The organism is Paraburkholderia gardini (genome assembly GCF_907164575.1).
Lineage (GTDB): Bacteria > Pseudomonadota > Gammaproteobacteria > Burkholderiales > Burkholderiaceae > Paraburkholderia > Paraburkholderia gardini.
Genome location: NZ_CAJQYY010000012.1, coordinates 122442 through 145343 on the forward strand (window position 1 = coordinate 122442; position 22902 = coordinate 145343).

Consider the following 22902-nt stretch of genomic DNA (forward strand, 5'->3'; position numbering starts at 1 on the left):
ACCAGTCCCATCCGGCACACGCACAGGACGCCATGCCAGAGCATCGAATCCGTCGCACGCGCATCAAGCTGTGCGGGCTGTCGACGGTCGGGCACATCGCCCACGCGATCGATCTCGGCGCGGACGCGATCGGGCTGGTGTTCTATCCGGCCAGCCCGCGTTCGGTGAGCGTCGCGCAGGCTGTCGAGCTCACCCGGGACATTCCGCCGTTCGTTTCGGTGGTGGGTCTGTTCGTGAACGCGTCGCCGGAATGGATGCGCGAAGTGGCCGCGAACGTGCCCCTGACAATGCTCCAGCTCCACGGCGACGAAACACCGGATCAGTGCGAGTCGCTCGCGAACATTGCGGGTTTGCCTTGGTTGCGCGCACTGCGCATCGGAGCCGATACTCAGCGAGCCGATTTGGTAAAATCGGCACTTAACTATTCAGCAGCCAGCGCCATTCTGCTCGACGCACTCGTCGACGGTTATGGTGGCGGCGGACAGGTTTTCGATTGGTCACTTATTCCTCCAGAGCTCGCGCGTCGGGCCGTTTTGAGTGGTGGGTTGAACGCGCAAAACGTCAGTGATGCGATTCATCGCGTGCGCCCGTACGCGGTCGATGTCTCGAGCGGCATCGAAGTACCGGGCGCGAAGGGCGTGAAAGATCACGCCCGGATGGCGGCGTTCGTACGCGCGGTGCGCGAAGCGGACGCCGGATGATTCAGGCAGCGCCACGGCTCCCGGAGCCTGCGGCGCTCCATTCTGAGAAGAGTGACGCAATGTATAACTTGCCCGATGAAAGAGGCCATTTCGGCCAGTATGGCGGCGTGTTCGTCGCGGAGACGCTGGTTCACGCACTTGATGAACTGCGCGCGGCATACGAGAAATACCAGAAAGATCCCGACTTTATCGCCGAATATGAGCGCGAATTAAAGTATTTTGTGGGTCGCCCCTCCCCGATTTACCATGCGCAGCGCTGGAGCGAGATGCTCGGCGGCGCACAGGTGTTCCTGAAGCGCGAAGACCTGAATCACACGGGCGCCCACAAGGTGAACAACGTGATCGGTCAGGCCCTGCTCGCAAAGCGCATGGGCAAGCCGCGCGTGATCGCGGAAACCGGCGCCGGCCAGCACGGCGTGGCGACCGCGACGATCGCCGCGCGCTTCGGCATGGAATGCGTCGTGTACATGGGCTCGGAAGACGTGCGCCGCCAGGCTGCCAACGTCTACCGGATGAAGCTGCTTGGCGCGACTGTCGTTCCCGTGGAATCCGGCTCGCGCACGCTGAAAGACTCGCTCAACGAAGCGATGCGCGACTGGGTCACGAACGTCGAAAACACGTTCTACATCATCGGCACGGTCGCGGGTCCGCACCCGTACCCGATGATGGTTCGCGACTTTCAGCGCGTGATCGGCGACGAATGCAAGGTGCAGATGCCCGAACTGGTCGGTCGCCAGCCGGACGCGGTAATTGCGTGCGTCGGTGGCGGTTCGAACGCGATGGGCATCTTTTACCCGTATATCGATGACAAATCGGTGCAGTTGATCGGTGTCGAGGCTGCGGGCGACGGCATCGATACGGGCCGTCATGCCGCATCGCTGATCGGCGGCAGCCCGGGCGTGCTGCATGGCAACCGTACGTACCTGCTGCAGGACGAAAACGGCCAGATCATCGAGACGCATTCGATTTCCGCCGGTCTCGATTACCCGGGTGTCGGTCCTGAGCACGCGTGGCTGAAGGACAGCGGCCGCGCGCAGTACGTCGGCATCGCCGACGAAGAAGCGCTGAAGGCGTTTCACGACTGCTGCCGGATCGAAGGGATCATTCCCGCGCTGGAGTCGAGCCATGCGCTCGCCTACGCGGCGAAACTCGCGCCGACGTTGCCGAAGGACAAATACCTTCTGGTCAACCTGTCGGGTCGGGGCGACAAGGACATGCATACGGTCGCCGAGCGATCGGGCATCACGTTCTGAGCGCCCCGACGATGCGCGACGAGATCGAGGAGTTCGACGAGCCGCAACCGGCCATCGACGCCCGTGCGGCCGACGTGGCCGGAGTGGCCGACGTGGCCGACGTGGCCGACGCTCCGGCGGTCATGCCCCACGTGCCGGCGGCACCGAAGGGCATCGAACTGTTGAACCGCGATTTTCTGACCGATGCGGCGAACCTGCCCGACGGATCGATCGACCTGATTCTGGCCGATCCGCCGTACGGGCTTGGCAAGGACTACGGTAACGATTCGGACATGCGTTCTGGCGAGGATTTTCTCGCCTGGACGTGCGAATGGCTGGATCTGGCGATTCCGAAGCTGAAGCCGTCCGGTTCGCTGTACATCTTCTGCACCTGGCAATATGCGCCGGAAATCTTCGTTTTCCTGAAGTCACGCCTCACGATGGTCAACGAAATCGTCTGGGACCGGCGCGTGCCCAGCATGGGCGGCACGACGCGCCGTTTCACGTCGGTGCACGATAACATCGGTTTTTTCGCGGTGTCGAAGGATTATTACTTCGATCTCGATCCCGTCCGCATCCCGTACGATGCCGTCACGAAGAAGGCGCGTTCGCGCAAGTTGTTCGAAGGCAGCAAGTGGCTGGAGCTTGGCTATAATCCGAAGGACGTCTGGTCGGTATCGAGGTTGCACCGGCAGCACGCCGAGCGCGTCGATCATCCGACCCAGAAGCCTCTGGAAATCGTCGAGCGGATGGTGCTGGCAAGTTGTCCACCAGGCGGGCGTGTACTCGACCCGTTCATGGGCAGCGGCACCACCGCAGTCGCCTGCGCCCGTCAGCGGCGCGAATTCGTCGGCTATGAGATCAATGAAAGTTACTGCACGATAGCGCGTGAACGCGTAAGCGCGGTCTCGCCGGTGGTACCGCGTGCGTCTGGCTCACCCGTTGTGCCTGCCGCCGCGGCTGAATCGAGCTGAACCGTCCGATCGTGCGATCCGCGTGCACATAACGCGCCGTTAGCGCGCAGTTAACGATTTTCCGAGAAAATTTCCATGTCCCGTATCAAGAACACATTCGCGGCACTCGCCGAACAGGGCAAGAAAGGCCTGATTCCGTTCATGACGGCAGGCGATCCGGACCCCGCCCGCACCGTTGAATTCATGCATGCGCTCGCTGCGGGCGGCGCGGACGTCATCGAGCTTGGCGTGCCGTTTTCCGATCCGATGGCCGATGGCCCGGTGATCCAGGCTTCGTCGGAGCGCGCGCTGGCTAAAGGCGTCTCGCTGCGCACGGTGCTCGCCGACGTCAAACGCTTTCGCGAGAAAGACGATAAAACGCCGGTCGTGCTGATGGGCTATGCGAATCCGATCGAGCGCATGGGCGCCGACGCCTTCGCGGCCGCGGCGAAGGACGCGGGCGTCGACGGTGTTCTGGTCGTCGATTACCCGCCGGAAGAATCGGTGGCATTCGCCGAAAAAATGCGTGCTGCAGGCATCGATCCGATTTTTCTGCTTGCGCCGACGTCGACCGATGACCGTATCGCGGAAGTCGGCAAGATCGCGAGCGGCTACGTCTATTATGTGTCGCTCAAAGGGGTCACCGGAGCGGCAAATCTGGACGTTTCCAGCATCGCGGGTAAAATCCCGGCCATCAAGTCGCGCGTTCCCCTGCCGGTGGGCGTCGGTTTTGGCATCCGGGACGCCGCTACGGCCCGCGCCGTGGCCGAAGTCTCCGATGCTGTCGTGATCGGCAGCCGGATCGTCCAGTTGCTGCAAGAGGCCTCGCCTGAAGCGGCCGCCGGCACGCTGACGCGTTTCATCGCGGAAGTGCGTCAGGCGATCGACAGCATCGGCACGGCCGCGCGATAACACTATTTTTGTCGTCTCTGGCAAGGCGGCGGGTTCGTCCCGCCGCTTCGCACGTAGAAGAAGACCTTTGAGGGATACAACATGAGCTGGCTCGACAAGCTGCTGCCGCCGAAAATCAAGCAAACCGATCCGAAAAGCCGCAAGGGGATTCCGGAAGGACTGTGGATCAAGTGCCCGTCGTGCGAAGCGGTGCTGTACCGCAACGACGTCGAGGCGAATCTGCACGTTTGCCCGAAGTGCGACCATCACATGCGTATCGGCGCGCGCGCGCGGCTCGACGGTTTGCTCGATCCGGAAGGCCGCTACGAAATCGGCCAGGAAATCCTGCCGGTCGACGCGCTCAAGTTCAAGGACAGCCGCAAATACCCGGATCGCCTGAAAGAGGCGATGGAAGACACCGACGAAACCGATGCGATGGTCGTCATGGGCGGCGCGATCCACACGCTGCCGGTCGTGGTCGCGTGCTTCGAGTTCTCGTTCATGGGTGGCTCGATGGGCTCGGTGGTCGGCGAGCGCTTCGCGCGCGGCGCGCAGAACGCGCTCGAGCAGCAGGTGCCGTTCATCTGCTTCACCGCCTCGGGCGGCGCGCGGATGCAGGAAAGCCTGCTTTCGCTGATGCAGATGGCTAAAACCACGGCCATGCTCACGAAGCTGTCAGATGCGAAACTCCCGTTTATCTCCGTGCTGACCGACCCGACGATGGGCGGCGTGTCGGCGAGCTTCGCGTTCCTGGGCGACGTCGTGATCGCCGAGCCGAAGGCGCTGATCGGCTTCGCCGGCCCGCGCGTGATCGAGCAGACCGTGCGCGAAAAGCTGCCGGAAGGCTTCCAGCGCGCCGAATTCCTGATGACGAAGGGCGCGATCGACATGATCGTCGACCGTCGCAAGCTGCGCGAGGAGATCGCACAACTGATGGCGCTGCTCACGCGTCAGCCGGCCGACGCCGTCGCCTGATCCAGTGACGATGCGCTTGCCGCCCGGGAGCGGCGATGCGCGCCAGATGTAAAAAAGAAGCGCGCCGCGAGAGCAATCGAGCGGCGCGCTGTCGTTTCCGGGATAATGTTGGCCTTGCTGGTTAACCTGTCTTGTCCGGCTGGAACCGATGACCTCATTTTCGACCCTCGACGCGTGGCTCACGCATCTTGAATCCGCGCATCCTGTCGGCATCGACATGGGTCTCGCCCGCATCAACCAGGTGCGCGACGCGCTGCAATTCTCGTTCGACTGCCCGGTGATCACGGTCGGCGGCACCAACGGCAAGGGTTCGACGTGCGCGATCCTCGAATCGATCCTGCTGCGCGCGGGGTATAGCGTCGGGTGTCACACGTCGCCGCATCTGCTGACGTTCAACGAACGCGCGCGTGTGAACGGCCAGAACGCTACCGATGCCGAACTGCTGCCGCACTTCCACGCCGTGGAGCAGGCGCGCAGGAGTCTGCCCGAGCCCGTCTCGCTGACCTACTTCGAATTCACGACGCTTGCGATCATGCATCTGTTCGCGTCGCGCGGACTGGACGCGGTGATCTTCGAAGTCGGCCTTGGCGGCCGGCTGGACGCGGTCAATATTCTCGATACCGATTGCGCGATCATCACGAGTATCGACATTGATCACACCGATTACCTCGGCGATACGCGCGAAAAGATCGCCTTCGAGAAGGCCGGCATCTTCCGCGCGGGCAAGCCGGCGATCTGCGCCGATCCGGTCCCGCCGCAAACGCTGATCGATCACGCCGAAAAGACGGGCGCCGACCTGTGGCTCTTTGGCCGTGACTTCCGCTACGAAGGGCAGGCGGGCAGCGAGCGTCAGCAATGGAGCTACGTCGGCCGGACGATGCGGCGCTCGGCGCTTGCGTATCCGGCGCTGCGTGGCGCGAACCAGCTGATCAACACGTCGGCGGCGCTCGCCGGCCTCGAAGCGCTGCGCGACCGTCTGCCGGTTTCCGCGCAGGACATCCGCCTGGGGCTCGCCAACGTCGAACTGGCGGGCCGTTTTCAGGTGTTGCCGGGGCTGCCGGCGGTCGTGCTGGATGTGGGCCACAACCCGCATGCGGCGGCGGTGCTCGCGCAGAATCTCGGCAATATGGGCTATTTTCCGTACACATACGCGGTATTTGGCTCGATGCGCGACAAGGACATCGCTGGCATCCTGCAGCATCTGAAGGGCGAGATCGATCACTGGTGCGTGACGGATCTGCCGACGCCGCGCGGCGCCTCCGCCGTCCAGCTGGAGACGGCCTTGCGCGAAGCGGGTGTCGTGGATGGACCGGACAGCAGCGTGCAACGCTTCGAATCGCCTGCTGAAGCTTTTCAGGACGCACTAAAACGTGTGCCTGACAATGGTAGAATCGTGGTTTTCGGTAGCTTCTATACGGTGGCGGGTGTGATGGCCTACCGTAAATCGCAACAACACTGAACGCGCGCAGCCTCGAACCAGGCCATTCATGGGAATTTTCTCGTTCGGTAAGAAAGACGACGCGCCCAGCCGGCGTGGCGCAAACTCCAGTTCAAGCAGGACCACCCGTGGCGAGCGGGTGGAGCGGCGGACCCGCCGCACGGAGCGGTCCAGCGACGCGGATGCGATGCTGCTCGACCCTACACTTCCCGAGAAGCAACGCGCCCGGCGCCGGCTGGTAGGCGCGATCGCGCTGGTGGTGGCCGCGGTCGTCGTATTGCCGATGGTGCTCGATTCGCACCCGAAGCCCGTCACCGACGACATCTCGATCGATATTCCAGCCCGCCCTGTGCCGAAGGCCAGCGCGGACACCGAAGACACGCAGGCAGGTGTCGCACCTGACAATCCGCCGGTTGACAAGGCGCTCTCCGCTTCGAGTCCGGCTCCGGCTGAAGCGAAGCGGGACGCGGTTGCGAAGGCGCCGGCCACACCGGCCACGAAACAGGCCGCCGCGCCGGAGATGAACGCGAACACGGCAGCGAAGCCGGCAAAGCCGCAGGCACCGGTTGTCGCGGCGAACCCGGCACCTCAGACAAAACCCTCGACGAAACCTGCGCAGACCGCGGCGACCGCCGCCGCGGCAGACGCCGATTCCGGCACGCCGGCCATGCCGCCTGGCAGTCGTTTCGCCGTGCAGCTCGGCTCGTTTCCGGACGACGCGAGCGCACATAACTGGGCAACGAAGTTGAAAGCGGCGGGCGTACCCGCATATACCGAGCGTCGGAAGCAATCCGACGGTTCGATGCGTACGTTGCTGCGCGCCGGGCCGTTCGCGGACCGGGCGGCGGCATCGGCGGCGATCGCGAAGGTACGTGAAGCGGGCCTGACGTCAGGCGCGAACAACGGCGCTGCACAGTAAGCCGCCAATGTTCACTGCCTTCGACTACGCTGTAATGGCGGTCATCGGCCTGTCGGCGCTACGCGGTACGTGGCGCGGGTTTTTGTCCGAAGTGTTCGGGCTGATTGGCTGGATTGCCGCGTTTCTGATTGCTTGCCGCTTTGTCGGCTATGTCGTGCCGTATATCCCGGCTACGTGGCCGGGCGGCCCGCTGACCCAGTGGCTGATCGCCTTCGCGGTGATCGTGATCGGTGTGGTGCTGGTGGCAGGCGTCGCGAACGCGCTGCTCAGCCGGCTCGTGCAGGCGACCGGCCTCTCCGGCGTCGACCGGTCGCTGGGTTTGATGTTCGGCCTCGTGCGCGGGGTCGTTCTGGTGCTGATTCTGGTCGCGCTCGCGGGACTGACCGAACTGCCCCAGCAGGAATTCTGGCAACACGCCTTGCTGCGGCCCTACGCCGAGAAAGGTGTGCAGGAACTGAAACCGCTGCTTCCCGAGACACTCGCCGCCTACGTCCGTGTGTGACGTTCAACAGAGGGCAGGTGTCGCGGAAAGCCTGCAGCACCCCGGCGGAGTCCGGCTGCCCTGGCGGCACCGGTCCACGGCCGTTATGAATTGTGTACCTTTGAAGGACATGCCATGTGCGGCATCGTAGGCGTAGTTTCTCAATCCCCGGTCAACCAGCTGATCTATGACAGCCTGCTGCTCCTGCAGCATCGCGGTCAGGACGCCGCCGGCATCGCCACGGCGAACGGCAGCAACTTCCACATGCACAAGGCCAACGGCATGGTGCGCGACGTGTTCCGCACGCGCAACATGCGCAGCCTGCCGGGTACCACCGGCATCGGCCAGGTGCGCTACCCGACGGCCGGTTCGGCATCGAGCGAAGAGGAAGCCCAGCCGTTCTACGTGAACGCACCGTTCGGCATCATCCTTGCCCACAACGGCAATCTGACCAACTGGCAGCAGCTGAAAGACGAGATGTTCCGCGTCGATCGCCGCCACATCAATACCAACTCCGACACCGAAGTGATGCTGAACGTGCTCGCGCACGAACTGCAGCTGTCGAGCTCGGGCCTGCAACTCGATCCGGCCGCGCTCTTCAAGGCAGTGTCGGGCGTGCATCGCCGGGTGCGCGGGTCGTATGCGATTGTTTCGCTGATCGTCGGTTACGGCCTGCTCGCGTTCCGTGACCCGTTCGGCATCCGTCCGCTGTGTCTCGGCAAGCAGGAAACGCCGGAGGGCATCGAATGGATCCTGGCGTCGGAATCGGTGGCGATCGAAGGTATTGGCTTCGAATTCGTGCGCGATATCGAGCCGGGCGAAGCGGTCTTCATCGACCTCGAAGGCAACTTCCACGCACAGCAATGCGCGACGGCCCCGAGCCTGAACCCGTGCATTTTCGAACTGGTGTATCTGGCGCGTCCGGACTCGGTGCTCGACGGCGTGCCGGTGTACAACGTGCGTCTGCGCATGGGCGACTACCTCGCCGAGAAGATCCGGCGCGAACTGCCTGACGTCGCGATCGACGTCGTGATGCCGATTCCCGATTCGTCGCGTCCGGCCGCGATGCAGGTCGCGAAGAAGCTGGGCGTCGAATATCGCGAAGGGTTCTTCAAGAACCGTTACGTCGGCCGTACGTTCATCATGCCCGGCCAGGCCGTGCGCAAGAAATCGGTGCGCCAGAAACTGAACGCGATGGGTATCGAGTTCAAGGGCAAGAACGTGCTGATCGTCGACGATTCGATTGTGCGTGGTACCACGTCGCACGAAATCGTGCAGATGGCGCGCGATGCAGGCGCGAACAAGGTGATCTTCGCTTCGGCGGCGCCGCCGGTGAAGTTCCCGAACGTCTACGGCATCGATATGCCGACGCGCGGTGAACTCGTCGCCCACGGCCGCACCGATGAGGAAGTGGCGCGCATGATTGGCGCTGACCATCTCGTTTATCAGGACGTTGACGCGCTGAAGCAGGCGGTTCGCGATATCAACCCGGCGCTGAAGACGTTCGAAGCGTCGTGCTTCGACGGCAACTACATCACCGGCGATGTCACGACCGAGTACCTCGATCGCATCGAGAGGGCTCGTCTTGCGCCTTCCGCGCAATCGGACCGCGACGCGGCGAGCGAAGCGATCGACGGCGGCGCCGCGCGTTCGCAATTGCATCTGCAACTGTCGGTCGAGTAAGGCTGCATGCGTGGCGCGATTGCCGGATGCACGGTACGCACCGCGCGTGTTAGGATGGCGGCTTGCGTCGATTTGAACTCAGCTTGCGGACGCGGGGCAACCCAAAACAGCTAAAGCGAACGGTGGTGAAACAGCAATACGCCATCGACGCTCCAGCTTTCCCCCGCACATGAAGCCCGCTTATGCCGACGCAAAGCGGGCTTTTTTGTCGCTGCCGTCTGTGAACGCGTGATCGGTTTCGTGCGTGTGCAGGCGCCAGCTCAGGAAAACGGAAACAGAAAGAACATGGACGACTCCCTTAACTTCGACACTCTCGCGGTGCGCTCAGGCACGCTGCGTAGCGAATTCAACGAACATTCGGAAGCGATCTTCCTCACGTCGAGCTTCTGCTTTTCGAGCGCCGCCGAAGCCGCCGACCGCTTCAGGCATTCCGAAGACTATTACACGTACTCGCGCTTCACGAACCCGACGGTGACGATGTTCCAGGACCGTCTGGCCGCGCTCGAAGGCGGCGAGGCGTGCATGGCCACCGCATCGGGCATGAGCGCGATCATGTCGGTGGTGATGGCGGCATTGCAGGCGGGCGATCACCTTGTCAGTTCGCAGAGCCTGTTCGGTTCCACGCTCGGCATGTTCTCGCAGATCTTCAGCAGGTTCGGCATCACGACGACCTTCGTCGATCCGAACGATCTCGACGCCTGGAAAAACGCAGTGCGTCCGGAGACAAAGATGTTCTTCCTCGAAACGCCGTCGAATCCGCTCACGGAAGTCGCCGATATCGAAGCGGTCGGCAAGATCGCGAAATCGGTGAACGCGCTGTTCGTGGTCGACAACTGCTTCTGCAGCCCGGCGTTGCAGCAGCCGCTGAAGCTGGGCGCGGACGTCGTCATGCATTCGGCGACCAAGTTCCTCGACGGTCAGGGTCGCGTGCTGGGCGGCGCGCTTGTCGGCTCGAAGCAGTTCATCATGGAAAAGGTGTTTCCGTTCGTGCGCAGCACGGGCCCGACGCTGTCGGCGTTCAATGCGTGGGTGCTGCTGAAGGGCATGGAAACGTTGTCGCTGCGGGTGGAAAAGCAGTCGGCGAACGCGCTTGAAATCGCGCGCTGGCTCGAGGCGCATCCGGCCGTGAACCGCGTGTTCTATCCGGGCCTCGAATCGCATCCGCAATATGCGATCGCGAAACGTCAGCAGAAGGCGGGCGGCGCGGTTGTGTCGTTCGAGCTGAAGGGCGATTCGCCCGAAGCGATGCAGGCGAATGCCTGGCGTGTGATAGACAACACGAAGATCTGCTCGATCACCGGCAATCTCGGCGATACGCGTACCACGATCACGCATCCGGCGACGACCACGCATGGCCGAGTGACGCCGGAAGCGCGGGCGGCAGCGGGCATCACGGAAGGGCTGATCCGCCTCGCTGTCGGCCTCGAAAACCCGGACGACATTCGCAACGATCTGGCGCGCGGGCTGGCTGTTTGAATGGTGTGAGATGGCGCGTTGGGGCGTGGGCTTTGCTCATGCGCTGGCGCTTCTTCGGCCTGGTGCGTGCGCCTGGCGTTTAGTGCTGAAGCGCGCGCCACTGGCCGGGCGCAAGCCCGAAACGCCGTGTGAAAGCGTGCGTGAACGCGCTCTGGTCGCCGAAGCCGATGTCGAGCGCGATGTCCGACAGCGTGTGCCGTGGATCCGCCAGCAGCGCAAGCGACGTATCGAGCCGCAACCGTTGCAGATAACGATGAGGCGTTTCGCCAAACGCTTCGATGAAAAGCTGATGAAAACGCCGCATCCCGAAGCCGCAATGCGCGGCGAGATCGGCGATGCGCAACGGCTCGGACAGGCGCGCGCGCAACCAGCGGTCGATGCGAACGAAATCGAGCCCATAGGCGGGCAGCGCACCGGCGCCTGATCCTGTGGCGCCAGAATCGGACAGAATCGCCGCGCAGAGCCGCGCAGCGGCATTCCAGTTGAACTGGCGCACCCATGCTTCGTCGCCGGCATACGCAGCGCCTGTGGCGCTGGCAGCGACGGTGCGTACGAGCTCCGTCAGCGAGCCGTCGATCCCGACAGCGCGTGCACGGTCGAACAGCCGTTGCGGCACGGCGAGCGACGCCGCCGGCAGATCAAGTACAAGTTGCCGGTTCTCGCCGATGCCCGCGTAATCGTGACGTGAGCCAGCTGGAATCAGCCAGGCCGAACGGCTGTCGATCTCCTGGCCGACGCCGTCCACGGCCATCACCATCGCGCCGTCGAGCCCGAGTACGACCTGATGAAAGTCGTGCACATCGGTCGCCTCGATCGCGCCAAAGCGGCGCAATGAAACGGTGGGCCTGGCGACGGCAGCGTGGTGACCCATCTTTCAGAACGCGATCAGACGTCCAGCAGTTCGACTTCGAACACGAGCGTTGCATTCGGCGGAATCACGCCGCCCGCACCGCGTACGCCGTAGCCGAGTTGCGGCGGAATGGTCAGGCGGCGCACGCCACCGACTTTCATGCCCTGCACGCCCTCGTCCCAGCCCTTGATGACCATGCCGCCGCCGAGCACGAAGGCGAACGGATCGTTACGGTCCTTGCTCGAATCGAATTTCTGGCCATCGGTGAGCCAGCCGGTGTAATGGACGCTGACGGTCTTGCCAGCCTGCGCTTCAGTACCGGTGCCTTCGGTCAGGTCTTCGTATTTCAGGCCGGATTCGGTCGTGACAATCGACATGGGGAACTCCTCGAGACAGATCGTTCAAAACCGACATTGTAGGCGCGTTGCCCCTGCGCCCGCCAGCCGGCCATCCGGACTATGCCATCTGGCCGGGGGCGTTTCGTGGCGGGCGCGGCACCGCCCGTGCCTATAATGTGGCTTTGTTTTCGCGCACGCATTGCGCACCAGGATTTCGATCGTGACAACGTTTTTCAGCGGCACCCAGCAACCCGCCACGGCGCAGCCAGTCTCGCCGGACAGTGAACGTACCGCGCATCTTTGCGCCGAGGCCGCGCTTTTCATGCGCGATCATGTGTTGTCCCTCGTGTCGCATGATCTGCGCAGTCCGCTGAACGCGATTCACAGCTGGGCCTATGTACTTGAACGCAAGCTCGATGCGGGCGACGCCACGGCGCAGCGCGCCATTGCCGGCATCCGCAGCGGCGTCGACCAGCAGGTCAAGCTGCTGGAGTCGCTCGTCGACGCGACACGTGCCGAAACAAAGTCGCTTGCGCTTAACCGCGCGCCGTTTGCATTGCCCGCCATGATCGACGCGGCGCTCGACGCGGTCCGCACGCCGTTTGCTCAGGCGCGCGCGGTCGCTGTCACGTCCGGTTCGACACTCGCGGGCGAGCCGCTCAACGGCGACGCCGCGCGCCTCGCGCAGGCCCTGTGGCTGATGCTGACGTTCGCCGTCGAATCCAGCGCCCGCGAAACCGGCGTCGTGCTCGAAAGCACGCTCGACGGCACCCTGTGGCAGGCAACGGTCGCGTTCACACCGGCGCCGGCCGCGCTCCACGACGCCACGCTTGCGCATCTGCTCGAAGCGTTCGCGCGACGCCAGGCGCAGGAACCGCGCGAAGCGGGGCGCATTGCGTGGGTACTGGCGTTGTGCAAACGCGTCGCCGAGGCCCACGGCGGCAAGTTCGAGCAGCATGAAGAGGCGCTCGTGCTGCGCGTTCCGCTCGCTGCCGCATGACCGGATTCGTGCGCTTCCGCCGGGGGATCTGCTTTCATCAATCTTTCAGCCTCTATACTGGCGACTTTTGTTTCCGGAGCCTTCTGCCTTGATTCAGGTCGTCGCCATTCTGGGTGCGCTGTTGCTGGTGGCACTCAACGGTTTCTTTGTTGCCGCCGAATTCGGGCTGGTGAAGTTGCGGCAAACACGCGTGCAGACGCTCGCGCAAAAGCACGGCCTGCGCGGCAAGTTGCTCGCCAGGGTGCACGGCCGTCTCGATGCGTACCTCTCCGCGTGCCAGCTTGGCATCACGCTGGCGTCACTCGGTCTTGGCTGGATCGGCGAACCCGCGTTTGCCGAACTGCTGCATCCGCTCTTCGGGCTCGTGGGTGTCGAATCGGAGAAGCTGATTCACGGCATTTCGCTCTTCTTCGCGTTTTCGTGTATTTCGTTCCTGCATATCGTGGTCGGCGAGCTGGCGCCCAAGTCGCTCGCCATCCGTCAGGCCGAGAAGATCGCGCTATGGGTCGCCATGCCGCTGTACGGTTTTTACTGGGCGATGTATCCGGCGATCTGGGTGCTCAATACCAGCGCGAACACCGTGCTGCGCATCGCCGGCCTGACGGCCGATCACGGTGGCGACACGCACTATTCGAACGATGAACTCAAGCTGATCCTGCGCGGTCGCCGCGAAGGCGCGGCGGGCAGCATCGCGGCTGCGTCGGCTGCGTCGGCTGCGTCGGCTGCGTCGGTCGCGTCAGCTGTTTCAGCCGCCTATAGCCAGGACGAGTGGAACACGTTCGCCCATTCGCTCGATTTTTCGCGGCTGACGGTTTCCGACCTGATGCGCCCGGCACATGAGATGGTGGGTCTGCGCCGCGACCTGCCGTTGCGCGACAACATGCAGGTCGTCGCGCGTCACCGGTTCAGCCGCTATCCGCTGTTCGAAGACGCTTCAGGCGAGCGCGTCGCCGGCATGATTCATCTGAAGGACCTGCTGCTGGCACGTCAGGCGGGCAGCGTGCTGGAAGACCTCTCGCCCTATACACGGCCCGTGCAGTACGTGCAGCCGAACATGCCGGCGCTGGAGCTGTTTCGCCGTTTTCGCAAGGGCGCGCCGCATCTGGCGCTCGTCGGGCACAAGGGTGAAAAGCCGATCGGTTTTCTCACGCTCGACAATCTGCTCGGCGCGCTGGTCGGCCAGATTCACGACGAGTTCCGTCAGGGCGACGCCGACTGGACGCGGATGGACGACGGCACGCTGATGGGCAAGGGCAGCCTGCCCGTGGTGTCGCTGGAACGCGCGCTCGGTATCGATATCGACGAAGGACGGGCCGAATCGGTCGGCGGCCTTGTCATTCAGGCGCTCAACGATTTGCCGGCTGAAGGGCAGCGCGTGTCGTTCGACCGTTTCGACGTCGTCGTGAAGAAGATGCGCGGGCCGCGCATCGTGCTCGTGCGCGTCTATCCGAAAGAATTCGAGGACGAAGGCGGCTGACGCTCAACCGGCGGCAAGCAGCGGCACAAGCAGTGCCACAAGCAGTGCCACAAGCAGTGCCACCGTTATCCGAACGCACCTTTGCGCGCGTTCGCGTCCGGCAGCTGACGCGTCTCGCGCACCGAACGCGGATGCCACAGCTTCGCACCACCTTCGATGCCGGCGTCATTCGACACGATCGCCACGTTCGGCGGCAATTCGAACTTCAGCCGCGCGGCGTTGCCGCCGCCAATCCACAGCTTGTCGTAGTTTACGAGCGAAGCGAGGATGCCGATGATCTTTTCCACGCGGCGATTCCATCGCCTGTCGCCGGCTTTCTTGCGCGCGGCATCGCCGATGTATTCGTCGTAAGCGCGGCCCTTGCTCACCGGGTGGTGCGCCAGTTCGAGATGCGGCATCAGTTCGCCGTCGCGAAAGAGGGCGGTGCCCGCGCCGGTGCCGAGCGTCAGCACGAACTCGATGCCTTTGCCTTCGATCGCGGCGAAACCCTGCATTTCGGCATCGTTGATCATGCGTACCGGCAGTCCGCCCAGCCGTGCCGCCAGATCGTCCGCGAGCGCGATGTCGTGCCAGCCGGTCACGCCGAAGTGCGGCGCCGTCAGGATGCGGTTATCGCGCACGAAGCCGGGAAAGCCGATCGAGATCTGCGTCGGCGGATATTGCGCGACGATCGGCGCAACCAGCGCGACCAGCGTATCGACGAGCTGATCCGGTGTGCACGGATGCGGCGTCGCCACGCGCACGCGCTCGGTCAGCATGTGTCCGGTTGCATCGATGATCGCGGCTTTCAGGCCCGTACCGCCGACGTCGACGGCCAGAATCTGCTCCGCTGTACTTCTGGTTTTCGGCTTGCGTGATGTCACCACATTGATCCCCTTATCGTGCTTCGTGTTGTGTGAGCCGCGTTACTTCTTCCGGGCGGCGGTGTTTGCAACGTTATCCGGTGCGAGCGGTCGCCACGCGCGTCCGTCGCGGGCGAGTAGCGCGTCGCTTTGCGCAGGCCCCGCGCTGCCCGCCGGATACCCTTCCACGGGCAACGGGCCGCTTTCCGGATGCAGCACGTCTTCCACGGCGGCCCAGCTCGTCTCGATGCTGTCGGCGCGCTGGAACAGCGTGGCGTCGCCCAGCATGCAGTCGTACAGCAACGTTTCATAGCCGACGTTCGCGCGCTCCGTGAAGAAGTCGGCATAGTCGAACGCCGATTGCACCGGGCCGATCTGCATCACGGGACCGGGCACCTTCACATTGAAATCAAAGCGCGTGCCGTGCGCCGGGTCGATGCGCAGGGTCAGCACGTTGGGGGTCAGCGTGTCGACGGGGGTGTCGCGAAAGAGCCGGAACGGCACTGTTTTGAGGTGCACCGCGATCTCCGTGCGTCGCGCGGTGAGACGCTTGCCGGTGCGCAGATAAAACGGCACGCCCGCCCAGCGCCAGTTTTCGATGAACACGCGCGCCGCGGCATACGTCTCCGTGTGGCTATCCGCCGCGACATCGGGTTCTTCGCGATAACCCGGGCCGGCCGGACCTTTCCCGTACTGGCCGAACACGACGTCGCGCGCGTGGAGCGGCTGGATCGCATCGAAGATGTCGGCCTTCTTGTCGCGCACCGCTTCGGCCGCGAAGGAATTGGGCGGCTCCATGGCCACCATGCCGAGCAGCTGGAACAGGTGATTGGGCAGCATGTCGCGAAACGCGCCGGTCTGTTCGTAGAACTGGCCGCGCCCCTCGACGCCGATCGTCTCCGCCGCCGTGATCTGCACGTGATCGATGTACTCGCGTCGCCAGACCGGCTCGAAGATCGCGTTCGCGAAGCGCACGGCGAGAATGCTCTGCACCGTGTCCTTGCCGAGAAAATGGTCGATGCGATAGACCTGCGATTCCTTCGCGTAGCTCAGGATGTGCGCGTTCAGATCGCGCGCGGACGCAAGGTCGGTGCCGAACGGCTTTTCGATGACGAGTCGCCGGAAGCCGCCGCCTTCGTCTTCCTTCAGCAATCCCGCGCGGCCGAGACGTTCGACGATCGGTTTGAAGAAGCGCGAAGTGACCGCGAGATAAAAGATCACGTTGCTGCCAGCCCCGGTCCCGATCAACTGCTTCAGATTCGAGAACGTGTCGTCGGATTCGAATTCGCCGGCCATGTATTGCAGCCGCTGCGCGACCCAGTCCCACGCCTTTTCGTCGAGTTGCGTGGTATGGAAACTGCTCGCCTTGTCGGCGGCGAACTGCTGCAAGGACTTCTTGAGGTCGTCGCGCCATTCGGCGGTCTCGCGTTCGCCGTGATTCACGCCGATGATCTTCATGCCCGAATCGAGCAGGCCATCCGCCGACAGGTTGTAAAGCGCCGGCATCAGCAGACGTTTTGTGAGGTCGCCACCCGCGCCGAAGATCACCAGCGTGCACGGCGGCGCGGGATGCCTGCCCGCCGCCGGAAGCGTGGCGCCTGCAGGCCCCGAACCCGCTTTCGTGCTGACACCGGCATTGGACGCGGTATTCGCTGGCTGCGCTGCATTCGTTTCGTTCGACATGGGTTTATTCCTTGAGGCTGTGCATGGGGCGATATAGAAAAGACCGCAGTCGAAGCCGCACAGTTCAAAAATCGCGCGGAATCTCACGCAGCGCCGGCAATCTGGCAATGTGCAGCCACGGAGCAGGCTATTTCGTGACGAGCGCTTCTTCGACTTCTCCCGCGACCGGCACGTTGCCTGACTGGCCCATTTCGCGCGGTTGCAGCAGCAGCGCGACGAGCCCGCTCCAGCCCGTCTGATGCGATGCACCGACGCCACGGCCGTTATCGCCGTGAAAGTATTCATGGAACAGCACGAGATCGCTCGAACGCGGGTCGGCCTCCAGCAGCGGATAGGCACCCATCACCGGACGATGCCCGTCGCGGTCTTTCAGGAACAGCGTGGTGACGCGCCGTGCGAGTTCGTCCGCGACCTCATTCAGCGAGAAGCACTGGCCGGAACCCGTCGGATACTCGACGCGAAAATCGTCGCCGTAATACCGGTGGAATTCGTAGAGCGATTCGATCAGCAGATAGTTGACCGGCATCCAGACCGGCCCGCGCCAGTTCGAATTGCCGCCGAACACGCGTGAATCCGATTCCGCCGGCAGGTACTTGATGCCGAAGCTGTTGCCGTTGTGTTCGTACACGAACGGGTGGTCGCGATGCACGCGCGAAAGCGCCCGCACGCCGTGATCGGAGAGAAATTCGGATTCGTCGAGCACGCGGCGCAGCAGTGCTTTCATGCGATGTCCGCGCAGCAGCGACAGCAGGAGGCTGTTGCCCTTGCCAGGTTCGTTCCAGCGCGACACGAGCCGCGCCAGATCGGGACGATGTTCGAGGAACCAGACGAGCCGGTCGCGCAGGCCGGGCAGGTCGCCATGCAGACGCTGTTCGAGCACGTGCACGGCAAAGAGCGGAATCAGTCCGACGATCGAGCGGATGCGCATCGGCACCATCGTGCCGTCGGGCAGTCGCAGCTTGTCATAGAAGAACTCGTCCTGCGAATCCCACAGGCCGGTGTCGCAACCGTCTTCGCAACTGACGGCCTCCGCGATGTACAGGAAGTGCTCGAAGAACTTCACGCCGATATCGACGAACACGTGATTGGCGTACGCGAGTTCCAGCGCGATACGCATCAAATCGAGTGCATACGCCGCCATCCAGGCGGTGCCATCGGCCTGGTCGATGTGGCCGCCCGTCGGCAGCGGCGAGGAACGATCGAAAATGCCGACGTTATCGAGGCCGAGAAAGCCGCCCTGAAAAATGTTGTGACCGTCGGCGTCCTTGCGGTTCACCCACCATGAGAAATTGAGCAGTAACTTGTGGAACACCAGTTCGAGGAAATCGCGATCGGCCTTGCCGGTAATCGCACGGTCGATTTCATAGACGCGCCATGTTGCCCACGCATGCACGGGCGGATTGGCGTCGCTGAATGCCCATTCGTACGCGGGCAACTGACCGTTCGGATGCTGGTAGCGGTCCTTCACGAGCAGCAGCAACTGCCGCTTGGCGAACGCGGGGTCGATCAGCGCAAAGGCGGCCGCATGAAATGCGAGATCCCATGATGCGTACCACGGGTATTCCCATTTGTCCGGCATCGACACGATGTCCGCGTTGCACAGATGCCGCCAGTCGGCATTGCGTCCGCGCTTGCGGCGCGCGGCGGGGGCGGGCTGCGCCTGGTCGCCGTCCATCCAGCGCTGGACGTCGAACTGGTAGTACTGCTTGGACCAGAGCATGCCGGCAAGCGCCTGACGCTGAACGAGCCGCGCATCGGGGTTGTCCATTTCGTGCTGCAGGGCCGCATAAAACTCGTTTGCTTCGGCAATGCGATGCGCGAAGAGTACATCGGCATCGAGCGGTACTTCGTCCGGCCCCGACTCGTGTCGCCAGCGCAGAAACACGACCGCGCGGGCATGCGGTTCCAGTTCGAAATGCACATGCGCACCCGCCTTCGTACCGCCGTCGCGACGCACTGCGTCGGCGTCGCCGTGCACGAGGTAATCGTTGAAACCGTCCTTGAACGGACCTTGGCCGGTCGTGTTGAAAAGCCGCTGGACGTTCGTTTCATTCTCGCAAAAGAGCCACGTCACTTCCGGCGTAACCGTCGCATCTTTCGACGGCTGGACCCACGCCGTGACGATGAGCGGATCGTGTCCCTGCATGCGTCCGACCAGATGCGGTGCGCTGTGCGAATCAGGGCTTTTTGTCAGCGAGGGTTTGTCCTTGAGGCCCTTCCACGACCACTTGTTGCGCGCCCAGATCTGCGGCAGCACGTCGAGCGAAGCTGCTTTGTCGGCGCGGTTCTCGACGCTCACGCGCATCACGATGTCGTCCGCGTTGTGCTTCGCATATTCGACTTCGACGTCGAAGTAGCCGTTGTCGTCGAATACACCTGTGTCGAGGATTTCGTACTCGGGCACGTCGGCACCGCGGCGTGCGTTTTCCTGGATCAGGTCGTCGTACGGATACGCCGCATGCGGGTACTTGTAGAGCATGCGCATGTACGAATGCGTCGGCGTGCCGTCGAGGTAGAAGTACAGCTCCTTCACGTCCTCGCCGTGATTACCCTGCTCGTTCGTGAGACCGAAGAGCCGTTCCTTGAGGATTGCGTCGCGACCGTTCCAGAGCGCGAGCGAGACGCACCAGCTGAGCGTGTCGTCGCCGAAACCGGCGATGCCGTCTTCGCCCCAGCGATAGGCCCGGCTGCGTGCATGGTCGTGCGGAAAATAGTCCCACGCCGTGCCGTTTTCGCTGTAATCCTCGCGCACCGTGCCCCATTGGCGCTCGCTGAGATACGGGCCCCAGCGTTGCCAGCGGGCGCATTCGCTGGAATGCAGACGGCGGCCTTCGGTGGTCTCGAGTATGTTGACGGCGCGCAGCGGTGACATAGACGTGTCCTTTAGCTTGGGCCCTGGCGGTCAGACGCACATCGTAGCGCGGTTTGGCTATCTCGGGTCAGATGCGTGCAAGCAGATACTCCACTCGCAGCAGCTCGCCCAGCGACCACGCCTGGAACGGTGTGCCACCTGGCGTGTGCGGCGCGTCGCCGTCCGCCACCTCGGAAACGTGATCGAGACCCGCGTGATCGAGATGCGCGTGAAGCGGCGCCAGAAAACCGGCCTCGGCTTCAGCGCGACTCACGCCATTCATCCCGTGCACGCGCAGCCATGCCTCGACAAACGGGCCGAGCAGCCACGGCCACACGGTGCCCTGGTGATACGCACCATCGCGTTCGAACGGGCCGCCGCCATAGTGAGCGCAATAGGCATGATCCGACGGCGCGAGCGTACGCAAACCGACAGGTGTCAGCAGATGTGTTTGCACGTGCTCGACGACGGCTCGCGCGGCCGCGCCCTCGAGCAGCGCGAACGGCAAGCCGCCGACGGCGAAGATCTGGTTTGGCCGCAGCGCACGATCGACCTGTCCCGCGACGTGATCGACGTCGACGACATCGAACAGCGCGCCCGTCGATGCATCGATAAAGCGCGCGTTGAATGCCTGCGATGCACGTGTCGCGAGGTCCTGCCATTGCGCGCTCCATGCCGACGCAATGCGCAACACGTTGATCCACAGTGCCTGGATTTCCACGGGCTTGCCGATGCGCGGTGTGACGACCCAGTCGCCGGCTCGCGCGTCCATCCATGTCAGCTGCGTGCCGGGCATGCCGGCGCGCAGCAGGCCGTCGGCATCCGCTGCGATACCGAAGCGCGTGCCCTGCGAATAGCCTGTGAGAATCGCGTCGACCGTCTGCTGGAGGCGCGTGCGCGTTGCAGGACTCGCATGACCGGTTGCGAGGTAGTCGTGCACGGCAACCGCGAACCATAGCGACGCATCGACGGAGTTGTATTCGGGCGCGTTGCCGTAGTCGGGGAAGCGGTTGGGCAGCATGCCTTCGGAGAGCGTGCCGGTCCATTCGAGCAGAATGGACTCCGCTTCGGCGAGCCGGCCCGATGTGATGAGCAGCCCCCGCATCGCGATGAACGTGTCGCGACCCCAGTCGGTGAACCACGGGAACCCGGCGATGATCGTGCGGCCCGTGTTGCGCGACACGACATAAGCGTCGGCGGAGCGCTGCAGACGTGAGCCGAATGCGGCGCGGCGCTGCTGTTCGATATCGGCGAGTTCGCCGGCGCGTTGTGCGGGATAACTCGCGGCTTCTGTGCGCTGCGGGTTATGCGTGTCCTGTTTATCGGCGCTCAGGATCATGAGCGCTTCGCCGCTCTCGAGATCGAAGGAAAACACACCGGGCGTGGCGAGGTCTTCGGTGAAATCGAGCCCGCGTTCGCGCTCGCGGAGATAGCAGAAGTTGCGATACCAGTCGGGTGCGTGCGAATACGTGCCGTTTGTCGATGCGTGAATGACCGGCAAATCGCCGTAAGGCTGCCAGCTGACGCGCGACTGATCCTGCTGTGCGTTGAAGTTGAACGCCGGATTCTCGTGATGCAGCGCGTGATAGTCGCGGCCGGAAAGCAGCGGCCGGACCTTCAGGATCAGGTTGCCCGTGCCCGGCAGCGCACGGCTTCGTTCGGGCCGCCAGCGCAGCACGGTTTCGCCAGTCGCCTTCGCGACGAATATCTCGACGCTCAATACCGTGTTCGTGTCGATCTGCAGGCGCCACGTGGGCCACGGTGCGGTGTCGAAGCTCAGGATACGCGCTGCAATGTCGGGATAAACGAGATCGGGCGCGTAGCGCTGCATCGTGAGCGGATAGCGTGCGCCGTTACCTTCGAGCCACGCCTCGATGCCGTTCACGAGCACAACACGACCCGCTGCCGACGCAGTGAGCAGGAGCGCGTGATAACGGCGCGTGCGTGTCGTGCCGACCGTGCCCGATGCAAAGCCGCCGAAGGCGTCGGCTTCGAGCCATTCGTCTTCGAGTCGTGCTGCTTCGATGGGCGCGGCGACATGGGTCATCGGTTCACGGACCGCACGAAGTCGTCGACGGTTATCGCGTGAGGCAATGACGCGCGAATCGAGCGGCGCGACATCAGCGCCTGGCTCACCGTTACGTTGTTGTTCGTCGAAGTCATGTGTCTGCGATGGTGGGATCGGTCGGACAATGTCCGATTCTATCGGCTTGCGCGCGTGCGTGGTCCCAGTGTGCCGCAAGCGCCGTTCATGTAGTTTTTCTTTCCTCAACCTTTCGATGTGCGAACGCAGCGCGCAGCGCATTCGCATCGACGGCGGTGTCGCTGGACGCCACCCCGGACGGCGCGGTTGCCGACGTTCAGGCGGGCCTTGCTACGGACATCCGTCAGGTCGGCGGCCGCGCTGCGTTATGAGCCGGGCGACAGCAGCAGCCGGACGCATTGTTCCCCTTCACCCGCAGACGAAGGTGATAACCAATGACCTCGAATAGCCGTTGATCCGAAGCACCGGCGTGTTAAGTTGCAATGCTCCGGGGTTTCAAGGGTTCGCGTCAGTCGAGAAAGACGTAGTCGGCGAGGTAAGGGCTTCGGCCTTCCTGACCTTCCCGCGTGCACGGATGAAGCGGCGCGATGCCGCCTCGCGTGTTCCAGCGCTGCACGTAGCGTACCGATGCCAGTTGCCCTGGTCCGCCTGCACTGGTTGCCTGCAGTAACAGCAACGGAATGCTGCCCGGCTGCTGCGAATTAGGCATCTGCTGCAGCACCTTGCCGGTAATTCTGCTGCCGTCCGTTGCTTCCCATGTCGGCCCGGCATAGTGTTTTGCCACCAGTTTTCCCGATCCGTCGTACAGATCAGCTTGCGGCGCCTTGAAGACCCACGCCAGATGATTGTTCTGGTCGCGCCTGCACACGTAGATCTGCACGCCGGAAGCGTCAAGCGATGCGACGACATGTTGTGCGCCGGCAGGTTGCAGTTCGGGCGGCGGAGTTGCCTGCGCTGTCGCGATGCAGCACGCCGCGAGCCCGGTGCAACATGTGATGACGCGGTGCGCCAGGCGGCCCGATCGATAAGCGTTGCGTGTCATATGTCCTCCGGAGCGAAGGCCGGTCA

At 63.5% G+C, this 22902-nt stretch carries 19 protein-coding genes; 12 read left to right on the forward strand and 7 right to left on the reverse strand.

Annotated elements, in window-relative coordinates; all coding sequences use genetic code 11:
• The first annotated feature begins 32 nt into the window (after nucleotides 1-32).
• The 10 genes from LPA34_RS12310 (at nucleotide 33) to LPA34_RS12355 (ending at nucleotide 10749) form a co-directional block, all read left to right on the forward strand.
• Nucleotides 33-701: a phosphoribosylanthranilate isomerase gene (locus LPA34_RS12310; protein ID WP_228978502.1), complete on the forward strand. Its 669-nt coding sequence runs from the start codon at nucleotides 33-35 to the stop codon at nucleotides 699-701.
• Nucleotides 702-760: 59 nt separating this feature from the next.
• On the forward strand, nucleotides 761-1954 hold the full coding sequence (gene trpB, locus LPA34_RS12315) for a tryptophan synthase subunit beta (protein ID WP_228978400.1): 1194 nt from the start codon (nucleotides 761-763) through the stop codon (nucleotides 1952-1954).
• Nucleotides 1955-1965: 11 nt separating this feature from the next.
• On the forward strand, nucleotides 1966-2907 hold the full coding sequence (locus tag LPA34_RS12320) for a DNA-methyltransferase (protein WP_228978402.1): 942 nt from the start codon (nucleotides 1966-1968) through the stop codon (nucleotides 2905-2907).
• Between the two features lie 75 nt (nucleotides 2908-2982).
• Entirely contained in the window at nucleotides 2983-3798 is an 816-nt protein-coding gene (gene trpA, locus LPA34_RS12325) for a tryptophan synthase subunit alpha (protein ID WP_228978404.1), read from the forward strand.
• Between the two features lie 81 nt (nucleotides 3799-3879).
• A complete protein-coding gene (gene accD / locus LPA34_RS12330) occupies nucleotides 3880-4752 on the forward strand; it encodes an acetyl-CoA carboxylase, carboxyltransferase subunit beta (RefSeq protein ID WP_228978405.1) in 873 nt (290 codons plus the stop codon).
• A gap of 148 nt (nucleotides 4753-4900) precedes the next feature.
• On the forward strand, nucleotides 4901-6211 hold the full coding sequence (folC, locus tag LPA34_RS12335) for a bifunctional tetrahydrofolate synthase/dihydrofolate synthase (protein WP_228978407.1): 1311 nt from the start codon (nucleotides 4901-4903) through the stop codon (nucleotides 6209-6211).
• A gap of 28 nt (nucleotides 6212-6239) precedes the next feature.
• Nucleotides 6240-7109 carry an SPOR domain-containing protein gene (locus LPA34_RS12340; RefSeq protein WP_228978409.1) on the forward strand — a complete coding sequence of 290 codons (870 nt, stop codon included), beginning with the start codon at nucleotides 6240-6242 and terminating at the stop codon, nucleotides 7107-7109.
• A gap of 7 nt (nucleotides 7110-7116) precedes the next feature.
• Nucleotides 7117-7611, forward strand: coding sequence for a CvpA family protein (locus LPA34_RS12345; protein WP_228978411.1), 495 nt, complete (start codon nucleotides 7117-7119; stop codon nucleotides 7609-7611).
• 114 nt (nucleotides 7612-7725) lie between these two features.
• Nucleotides 7726-9273, forward strand: a complete 1548-nt coding sequence (gene purF, locus LPA34_RS12350; protein ID WP_228978413.1) for an amidophosphoribosyltransferase — start codon at nucleotides 7726-7728, stop codon at nucleotides 9271-9273.
• 285 nt (nucleotides 9274-9558) lie between these two features.
• Entirely contained in the window at nucleotides 9559-10749 is a 1191-nt protein-coding gene (locus LPA34_RS12355) for an O-succinylhomoserine sulfhydrylase (protein WP_228978414.1), read from the forward strand.
• A 79-nt stretch (nucleotides 10750-10828) separates the two neighbouring features.
• On the opposite strand, the gene LPA34_RS12360 is transcribed toward LPA34_RS12355, so the two are convergent.
• Both LPA34_RS12360 and LPA34_RS12365 read right to left on the reverse strand, forming a co-directional pair.
• Nucleotides 10829-11620, reverse strand: a complete 792-nt coding sequence (locus tag LPA34_RS12360) for an AraC family transcriptional regulator (protein ID WP_228978415.1) — start codon at nucleotides 11618-11620, stop codon at nucleotides 10829-10831.
• A 14-nt stretch (nucleotides 11621-11634) separates the two neighbouring features.
• The gene (locus LPA34_RS12365) at nucleotides 11635-11976 is read right to left on the reverse strand and encodes an FKBP-type peptidyl-prolyl cis-trans isomerase (RefSeq protein WP_090536727.1); all 342 of its coding nucleotides are present in this window, start codon (nucleotides 11974-11976) and stop codon (nucleotides 11635-11637) included.
• 181 nt (nucleotides 11977-12157) lie between these two features.
• Here LPA34_RS12365 and LPA34_RS12370 point away from each other — a divergent pair, with 181 nt between their 5' ends.
• Nucleotides 12158-12937, forward strand: coding sequence for a sensor histidine kinase (locus LPA34_RS12370; protein WP_228978417.1), 780 nt, complete (start codon nucleotides 12158-12160; stop codon nucleotides 12935-12937).
• Nucleotides 12938-13025: 88 nt separating this feature from the next.
• A complete protein-coding gene (locus LPA34_RS12375; RefSeq protein WP_228978419.1) occupies nucleotides 13026-14414 on the forward strand; it encodes a hemolysin family protein in 1389 nt (462 codons plus the stop codon).
• A 65-nt stretch (nucleotides 14415-14479) separates the two neighbouring features.
• On the opposite strand, the gene LPA34_RS12380 is transcribed toward LPA34_RS12375, so the two are convergent.
• The 5 genes from LPA34_RS12380 to LPA34_RS12400 form a co-directional block, all read right to left on the reverse strand.
• Nucleotides 14480-15277, reverse strand: a complete 798-nt coding sequence (locus LPA34_RS12380; RefSeq protein ID WP_228978504.1) for an ROK family protein — start codon at nucleotides 15275-15277, stop codon at nucleotides 14480-14482.
• 42 nt (nucleotides 15278-15319) lie between these two features.
• On the reverse strand, nucleotides 15320-16939 hold the full coding sequence (zwf, locus tag LPA34_RS12385) for a glucose-6-phosphate dehydrogenase (protein ID WP_228978420.1): 1620 nt from the start codon (nucleotides 16937-16939) through the stop codon (nucleotides 15320-15322).
• A gap of 127 nt (nucleotides 16940-17066) precedes the next feature.
• The gene (locus tag LPA34_RS12390) at nucleotides 17067-19811 is read right to left on the reverse strand and encodes an MGH1-like glycoside hydrolase domain-containing protein (RefSeq protein WP_228978421.1); all 2745 of its coding nucleotides are present in this window, start codon (nucleotides 19809-19811) and stop codon (nucleotides 17067-17069) included.
• A gap of 67 nt (nucleotides 19812-19878) precedes the next feature.
• Nucleotides 19879-21837: an amylo-alpha-1,6-glucosidase gene (locus tag LPA34_RS12395; protein ID WP_228978424.1), complete on the reverse strand. Its 1959-nt coding sequence runs from the start codon at nucleotides 21835-21837 to the stop codon at nucleotides 19879-19881.
• Between the two features lie 505 nt (nucleotides 21838-22342).
• Nucleotides 22343-22876, reverse strand: a complete 534-nt coding sequence (locus tag LPA34_RS12400; protein WP_228978426.1) for a DUF3455 domain-containing protein — start codon at nucleotides 22874-22876, stop codon at nucleotides 22343-22345.
• Nucleotides 22877-22902 lie beyond the last annotated feature (26 nt).